The following is a 7,465-nucleotide window of genomic DNA, read 5'->3' on the forward strand; positions in this document are numbered from 1 at the left end:
CCTCAGTCTTCGACCGCGGGCTCAAACCTGCCGCGCTTGGCGCTGGCACGCCGGTAGAACTTGTCGACTCCGAACAACGGTACGAGGCGCTCGATGAGCCGCGGGGCGACTTCACCGAACGCCAGCGTCCCGCGTAGAGGAACACTGTTCACGTGTACCTCGGGCAGATCGCGCTTGATCGCAGCGACTGCCTTGGCGGCGACCCTGTCGGTCGTCGTCTTACCGACCAACCAGGGGGCCGTCATACCGGCGTCGAGGTACCGTTGGTACATCCCGTCGCCCGCGACAAGCCCAGGGCAAACGACTGAAAAGCCAACTGGAGCAGTCGAATACTCGGCTCGCAGGGATTGGGTCAGGAGGATGAGTCCGGCCTTGGTCGCGCTGTATGGCTCGTTGTAAGCAATGCCCCGTTTTCCCGCAAGAGAGCTGATGAACACCACATGACCGGCTCCGCGGCTGAGCATTCCCGGTAGGACCCGGTGGGTAAGCAACATCGGCGCAGTGAGGTTGAGATCGACCATCGTGGTCAGTTCGTCGCGGGTGAGCTGGGTGAAAGACGCGGTGTTCTCAATGCCCGCATTGTTGATGAGCAAATCGACCGGGCCGAGCTGATCCTCGGTTTGCTTGACCAGGGTGTCGATCTGACTGAAGTTCCCGAGATCGGCGGAGACGGAGGTGGCACGAACGCCCATTCCCTGTAACTCCTTGGCGAGCTCTTCGAGGACATCCTCACGCCTGCCGGATACGGCGACATCCACTCCCTCTGCAGCCAGCGCTCTTGCGATAACAGCACCGATCGCGCCTGACGCTCCGGTTACCAGCGCGACTTTGCTGTGCAGACTTTTCATCGTGTGATCACATCTCTCACGCGGCGGCCGTAGTGACCGGGGCGGCGGTTGGGAAGCGGTGTCAGCTGTCGATGGTGTTGCCTCGAGGATTTAATCCCAAACCCGACCTGTCATCCCGTTTACGTAAAGGTAGAGGCTGAGGCGTGCAGTCCTGAAGGCGAACACCGTCGCTCCGGTGACTTTCGACGATGCGGGGCTGCGCGAGACGCTGCGCACCTGCCTAGCCTAGGACACGGTTCAGTCCGCCGCCGAGGAACTCCATCTGCACTTCAACTCGGTGAAGTACCGCGGGGCTCCTCGTTTCGATCTCGGCGGCCATCCTGCAGTCCCGGAGCTGGCGTCGGTAGTTGTCCGCGCTCGGGCACCGGTGGATTGGGCGCGGAACCCGCCGAGGAAGATGTCACTCGAGGCCTGCATGCGACCGCCGACGAGGTCGCAGCTAGTGGCCGAACGACGGCCGGAGACGGGCGGTGACGAACTGATTACACGAGAAACATTGTCGAAATCCTCCGAACCGCGGAAGTCCGGACAGTCAGTGCCACCGTCGGTGTTTGACAGCCCCCGCCGACCTCTCACGTCGGCGCCCCTGGATCGCTTCGGGGTGCTGGTTCACCGATGAAACGCTTGTGAAGTTCCTCGGTGAGGACGTGAATTTGGCGAGTCAGTTCGGTGTTGGTGAGCAACTCGAGTTCCTGGGCGTGGAAGTCGTGATCGGCCTTTGCTTGCTGGAAGGCCGATTGACGATTTTGGCCGATCATCACGAAGGTGGACAGGAAGATCGCTTCGAGGGACACGGCGAGGGTCAACGTGGGCCACGGACTTCGTTCCACAAAGAGCATCCACACCGCAAACAGCGCCACATGGAGCCACACGAACTGCATCGACCCGGCGAACGTGGTGATTCTGTCAGCCAGCCGCAGCTGCAGATTGCCGCTCCGCCTCTTCGCCTCCGCTAGTACGATCGGATGGTGAACGCTGTTCCCGCGTAGCAACCGGCGTGGTATCAGTTGTGGTGTGTGCCAGTCAGTTTCCGAGCGCTTGCTGGTCATTCCAACCGTCCCTTCGGGTGATTGACCGGATTTCGGCGGATCGGGTTCTGGCACCGCGGCTAGTTGTTGATGGGGTGGTCCGGACCTCGAGTGTGATGGCGGGTGCGTTGATAGTTCCTTTCCACCGTGTTGCCCATCGTGCTCTTCTCTTGCCCATCGGGTCCAGTGCGCGGGTGGCCAGATCGTCCTAGGGCATGTGTGACAATCGTCGGGTCCAAGCGATGACCGCGTTCGGGACGACCGCCGCTGGTACGCGATGGCACGTTGTCGTAGCGAGTGGCCAGGCCCCGCCACTGCTTCAAGTAGAACCGGCGTTAGAGGACGTTCCTGGTATGACCGAAGACGAGATCCGTGCGATCGCTGCTCTTGCACTTCGACGTAGACCTCGAGGTGGACGCGACCGAGTGTGTCGGCGAAATCATGGTCGGCCACACTCGGTTCGGGGGCATCACTTCAGTCAGGTGCGAGGCTGTCGTCCTGAGTTCGGAACGTTCGGGACTCGATCCGAGCGGGAGTGCCCTGTTGCGTTACGAGAGTTCCGGATTGAGGAAGACGTACAGCGCGGCGATCTTGCTTTCACGAACGATGACAACATCTAGTCCGGTGTACTCAGGCGGCTCGCCTGTCTGGCCCGAGCCCCATGCAAGGATTCCCCCGTTGTGTAGGGCTTGGGCCTGTCCGTGGGGTGTGTAGGCAAATTGGGGATGGGTCGCGCGTAGTTCTCCGGCGAATTTTTCGAGTGCGTCGTGTCCGACGAAGACGCCGTTCGGGGCGTAGAGCACGCAATCGTCGGTGTAGAACTCTTCGATGGCGGCGCGTCGGCGGGTCGCATCGCCCTCCCCGAAGACCTCCTGAAGGTTTCGATGAAGAAGTTCAATGGTCCGCTCGGTCATGTTGTGTCCTCGTCCTCGCGATGTTGTTTCGCGGTCTGCAGCGGCAGCCTGCTTCTATAGCGGGAAAAGCGGTCCGGTGAGGGTCAGCCCGAGGTCGGCGTCGTGGGCGAAGAACGCGAACAGCATCAGTGCGGCGCCGGCCAACGCGATGTCCTTGTTGAACTGGATCATCTCCATCTGCCGGGTTTGCGGGTCGGATTCGGACCAGAAGTTGTGCATGAGCGCCGCGGTGGGGATGAGGAAGGCGACCAGCAGTAGGGATCCGAGGTCGGCCCAGATACCGAGCAGTACGCTCAGCGCGCCGGCGACGAGGACCACCCCGGACAGCAGGACCGAGACCTGGGGGAGGGGCAGGCCCTTGGGGGCGGCGTACTGCGCCATCGTCGTGGACTGGGTCAGGTGTCCCACGGCCGAGGACAGGAACAGTGCGGAGAAGAGAATTCGGCCGATCAGAACGACGATATCCATCGTCGACCTCCTGCGGGTGGTTGTGGAGTGTGGTGGCGACGCGTTTGGGGTGATGACCCTGTTGGTCGTTTCGCCTCCCGACTCCTGGTGGTGGTGCCTCGAATCATATTGCGCGCGAACGCTATCCCTGGGATCCAGGCCGGGAGAGGGCCTCTTGGATGCTTGACGGACCGGTAGTGGTTTGCGGACTCGATTCACGCTGCGGCTGCCGCGGCTCGAATCGGGGCAAGCGCAGTGCTCCACGTGATGACCTGATCGAGCATCGCGTTCACGGCGCCGGCTTGGTGGTCGCCGGGGGTGAATTCCGTGTAGTGCTCGAAGTCGGCGGCCAGGGACAGGGTGACTTGCCGCCGCACGTCGGCCATCTGCAGTTCCCCGGCGATGGTGCGCAGGTGTTCAGCGGCGCGGGCCCCTCCGACAGCGCCCCAGGTGACGAATCCGACTGCCTTGTTGGTCCATTCGGTGTACAGGTAGTCGAGGGCGTTCTTGAGGACTCCGGGGATACCGTGGTTGTACTCGGGGGAAGCGATGACGAATCCGTCGAACGCGGCGATCGTGGCAGACCACTGCTTGGTGTGCTCGTTCTGGTATTGCCCGTAGGACGGCGGCATCGGTTCGTCCAGGTGCGGCAAGGTGTGATCGCGTAGGTCGATCAACTCGAACTCCGCGTCGCCACGCTGGGAGGCGATGTCGTGAACCCAACGGGCGACCTTCTCGCTGTTGCGGTTGGGACGGGTGCTGCCGACGATGATGCCGATTCTGGTCATGGCGAATCACTCCTGCACGGAATCGATGTGGTGTTCGGTCCCGACGGTGCGGTTGGAGGGCTCACATCAATCTGTTGATGTATCCACAAAACTACTCCCCACTTTGATGATGTGTCAACAAAAGGCTATTGTTGGGGCATGGCGACGAGGTGGTTGGACGAACGGGAGAGCCGGGCATGGCGCGGTCTTCGCCGCATGCACGCCGACCTGAGTGCGCACCTGGCGCGGCAGCTGACCGAGGAATTCGGCCTCACCGAGGCCGACTACGTCGTCCTCGTCGAGGTGTCCGAAGCGCCCGGCCGTCGGATCCGTTCCCGCGATCTCGGCCGGGCTCTGGGCTGGGAACGAAGCCGGCTCTCGCATCAGATCGCCCGCATGGAAGCCCGCGGCAGCGTTCGCCGCGCCCGGTGCGACACCGATGCCCGCGGATTCGACGTCCTGCTCACCGACGAGGGCGTGGCCGCCATCGAAGCGGCCGCGCCGCTCCACCTGGCCGGGGTTCGGCATTGCTTCGTCGACCTGCTCACCCCCGAGCAACTCGACGTCCTCGCCGACATCGCGGACACCGTCACCGACCACCTGGACACGGAGCACCTCGGCTCCGCCGGTTGATCGGTGTTTTGCAACACCCGCCCGTGTGCCGGCTAGCGCGGTACCCGTGCGGTCGTCGACGGTTTCGGTCTGGTCCAGCCCTGCGGGAGTCGTTGGGTTCAGTTCCCGCCGCACGGTGGTGGGGCGGTCGCGGGCCAGCGTGGACTGCGCACGGCACTGATCGTGCACCACCATCCGGCCCGCGGCAACCGGAGCGAGGCGCGCCAAAAGTTCTGTACGAGTGAGCAACGTGCCGCAGCCGAGTGAAACGAGGACGGGCGATCTCGCGCCGCCTCGGACTTCGATGCCGTGGGGTGTCGGTTCGTCCGGTCGTACCGCTCAACGTCGCTTCCGATGTGCGGCACCGGGACTGGGGTTGATCGATCGCACATCACAGCGGTGGTATCACAGGAGTATCGGGCGAGATTCGGGTCGGGCATCGTTTGCTCCCGGACGGGAATCCGATCAGTCCTTGTCTGTTATGCGGGACGGCTACCGTGGGAATTTGTGACAGCAGGTATTCCGGGGCCGTCGGACAAGATGACGCCGAGCCCCGAGGTTGCGCTCGACTTCGCTCGGGAATGGGTCGAGTTCCTCGATCCCGACGACGCCGGGCACCTCATCGCCGCGGACATGACGTGGCTTCTCTCGCGCTGGACCTGCGTGTTCGGCACTCCGGCCTGCCAGGGCATCATCGCGGGCCGACCGGACGACGGCTGCTGCTCGCATGGCGCCTTCTTGTCCGACGAGGAGGATGTCGAGAGGTTGCACGAGTCGGTGAAGCTGCTCAGGCCTGCGGACTGGCAGTTCATGAAGGTGGGTCTCGGGAAGAGGGGGTACATCGAGGAGGACGAGCTCGAGGGCGAGCCGGCGCTGCGTACCCGCCGCTACCGGGGTGCGTGCATCTTCCTCAACCGTCCCGGCTTCGAGGGTGGCATCGGGTGCGCGTTGCATTCGATGGCACTCAGGCGCGGCATCGAGCCGCTCGAGGTGAAGCCGGATGTGTGCTGGCAGTTGCCGATTCGGCGCACCCAGGAATGGGTGGAGCGACCCGATGGCGAGCAGATCCTGAAGACGACGATCACCGAGTACGACCGACGGGGCTGGGGTGAGGGCGGATCGGACCTGAACTGGTACTGCTCCGGCTCGCCGGACGCGCACGTCGGCAGCAAGGCGGTGTGGCAGTCGTATGCGCCGGAGCTCACCGAGTTGCTCGGCAAGGCCGCGTATCGCGAACTGGCGCGGCTGTGCAAGCGACGCCAAGGCCTCGGCCTGATCGCCGTGCACCCGGCGACCGCGGTCGCCGAGAAGAATTCCCGGTAACGGAGCGGCGGTCCCTGACGACGTCGACCCCGATTACAGCGTTATGGGCGTCTACAGTGCTCGATCCGGAGGCGGCAGCGTGGTTGCCAAGTAGGCTCTCCGATCCCGACTAGTGTCGGTGTTCGGTTAGGGGCCCTCGAATGTAGTGCCGTGAGATGGACGTGATCAGGGAGCGGCTTTGCACCGGTGGCGCTGGCCCGGTCCTACGACGCCGACAGCACTCCAACTCGCAAACTCGCAAACTCGCACAGGGTGACACTGACGGCAGGTCCTCCGAGGATCACGGCTGAGAAGTGCTTGTGCGCAGGGACGTTCAGGTGTAGGTGAACGCCCGCCGGAACCCTATGTGCGGCGTGCGATCTGAGGTGGGGTCAGTTGAGGGTGGCGGTGTCGATGACGAACCGGTATTGGACGTCGGAGGCGTGGACCCGCTCGTAGGCCTGGTTGATCTTGTCGGCGGGGATGACTTCGATTTCGGATCCGATGCTGTGGTCGGCGCAGAAGTCGAGCATTTCCTGGGTCAGGGCGATGCCGCCGATCATCGATCCGGCGAAGTTGCGGCGGCCGCCGATCAGTGACATCACGTTGAGGTTGAGTGGTTCGGCTGGGGCGCCGACGTTGACGAGGGTGCCGTCGACGGCGAGCATGCCCAGGTAGGCGTTGGGGTCGATGCTGGCGCTGACGGTGTTGATGATGAGGTCGAATCGGCCGGCGAGTTGTTCGAAGGTGTCGGGGTCGGAGGTGGCGTGGTAGGCGTCGGCGCCGAGGCGGAGTCCGTCCTCTTGCTTCTTCAGTGTTTGGGAGAGCACGGTGACCTCGGCGCCGAGGGCGTGGGCGAGTTTGACGGCCATGTGCCCGAGGCCGCCGAGGCCGACGATGGCGACCTTCTTGCCGGGACCGGCACCGAAGCGGCGCAGCGGGGCGTAGGTGGTGATGCCGGCGCACAGCAGCGGAGCTGCGGCGGCCGGGTCCAGACTCTGCGGGACGGACAGGACGTAGTCGGCGTCGACGACGACGTGGGTGGAGTAGCCGCCCTGGGTGGTGGTGCCGTCACGGTCGATGCCGGCGTAGGTGGGGACCATGCCGTTGGCGCAGTACTGCTCGTCGCCGCCCTGGCAGTTGGTGCAGTCACCGCAGGAGTTGACCAGGCAGCCGACGCCGACGCGGTCCCCGACCTTGTGGCGGGTGACGTCGGCGCCGATCTCGGCGACGATGCCGACGATTTCGTGGCCGGGCACGACGGGGAAGGGTTGCGGGCCCCAGTCGCCGTTGACGGTGTGGATGTCGGAGTGGCAGATGCCGGCGTACTGGATTTCGATGAGGACGTCGTGGGGGCCGACGTCGCGGCGCTCGATGGTGGTGGGGACCAGCGGCTGGCCGGCGGCGGGGGCGGCGTACGCGTTAACACGCATGGCAGTACTTCCTTACTTCTGTGGTGGTCACAGTGGTGGTGATGGGGGCAGGGCTGAGTGACCGGTGCCGCCTCGATTGAGGGGCGCGTACCGGGGGTGTGGTGGGTGAGGGTT

At 64.2% G+C, this 7,465-nt stretch carries 8 protein-coding genes; 2 read left to right on the forward strand and 6 right to left on the reverse strand.

The window, feature by feature from the left end; translation table 11 throughout:
- Window positions 1-2: 2 nt before the first annotated feature.
- From RJ1_RS43915 to RJ1_RS43940, 5 genes are all read right to left on the reverse strand, one after another.
- Window positions 3-848: an SDR family NAD(P)-dependent oxidoreductase gene (locus tag RJ1_RS43915; protein ID WP_073370848.1), complete on the reverse strand. Its 846-nt coding sequence runs from the start codon at window positions 846-848 to the stop codon at window positions 3-5.
- Between the two features lie 572 nt (window positions 849-1,420).
- Complete coding sequence (locus RJ1_RS43920; protein ID WP_083400269.1) at window positions 1,421-1,897, reverse strand: DUF1003 domain-containing protein; 477 nt, start codon at window positions 1,895-1,897, stop codon at window positions 1,421-1,423.
- Window positions 1,898-2,424: 527 nt separating this feature from the next.
- On the reverse strand, window positions 2,425-2,790 hold the full coding sequence (locus RJ1_RS43930) for a nuclear transport factor 2 family protein (protein ID WP_073370853.1): 366 nt from the start codon (window positions 2,788-2,790) through the stop codon (window positions 2,425-2,427).
- Window positions 2,791-2,844: 54 nt separating this feature from the next.
- On the reverse strand, window positions 2,845-3,258 hold the full coding sequence (locus tag RJ1_RS43935) for a DoxX family protein (RefSeq protein WP_073370855.1): 414 nt from the start codon (window positions 3,256-3,258) through the stop codon (window positions 2,845-2,847).
- A gap of 194 nt (window positions 3,259-3,452) precedes the next feature.
- Window positions 3,453-4,025 carry an NADPH-dependent FMN reductase gene (locus RJ1_RS43940; protein WP_073370857.1) on the reverse strand — a complete coding sequence of 191 codons (573 nt, stop codon included), beginning with the start codon at window positions 4,023-4,025 and terminating at the stop codon, window positions 3,453-3,455.
- A 138-nt stretch (window positions 4,026-4,163) separates the two neighbouring features.
- Here RJ1_RS43940 and RJ1_RS43945 point away from each other — a divergent pair, with 138 nt between their 5' ends.
- Together RJ1_RS43945 and RJ1_RS43955 are read left to right on the forward strand one after the other, a co-directional pair.
- A complete protein-coding gene (locus RJ1_RS43945) occupies window positions 4,164-4,637 on the forward strand; it encodes a MarR family winged helix-turn-helix transcriptional regulator (RefSeq protein ID WP_073370858.1) in 474 nt (157 codons plus the stop codon).
- Window positions 4,638-5,156: 519 nt separating this feature from the next.
- Window positions 5,157-5,939 carry a DUF3109 family protein gene (locus tag RJ1_RS43955; protein WP_073370861.1) on the forward strand — a complete coding sequence of 261 codons (783 nt, stop codon included), beginning with the start codon at window positions 5,157-5,159 and terminating at the stop codon, window positions 5,937-5,939.
- 371 nt (window positions 5,940-6,310) lie between these two features.
- Here the strand turns inward: RJ1_RS43955 and RJ1_RS43960 are convergent, their stop codons facing one another.
- On the reverse strand, window positions 6,311-7,351 hold the full coding sequence (locus RJ1_RS43960) for an NAD(P)-dependent alcohol dehydrogenase (protein WP_073370862.1): 1,041 nt from the start codon (window positions 7,349-7,351) through the stop codon (window positions 6,311-6,313).
- Between the last annotated feature and the right edge of the window lie 114 nt (window positions 7,352-7,465).

Source organism: Rhodococcus jostii NBRC 16295 (assembly GCF_001894825.1).
Taxonomy (GTDB): domain Bacteria; phylum Actinomycetota; class Actinomycetes; order Mycobacteriales; family Mycobacteriaceae; genus Rhodococcus_F; species Rhodococcus_F jostii.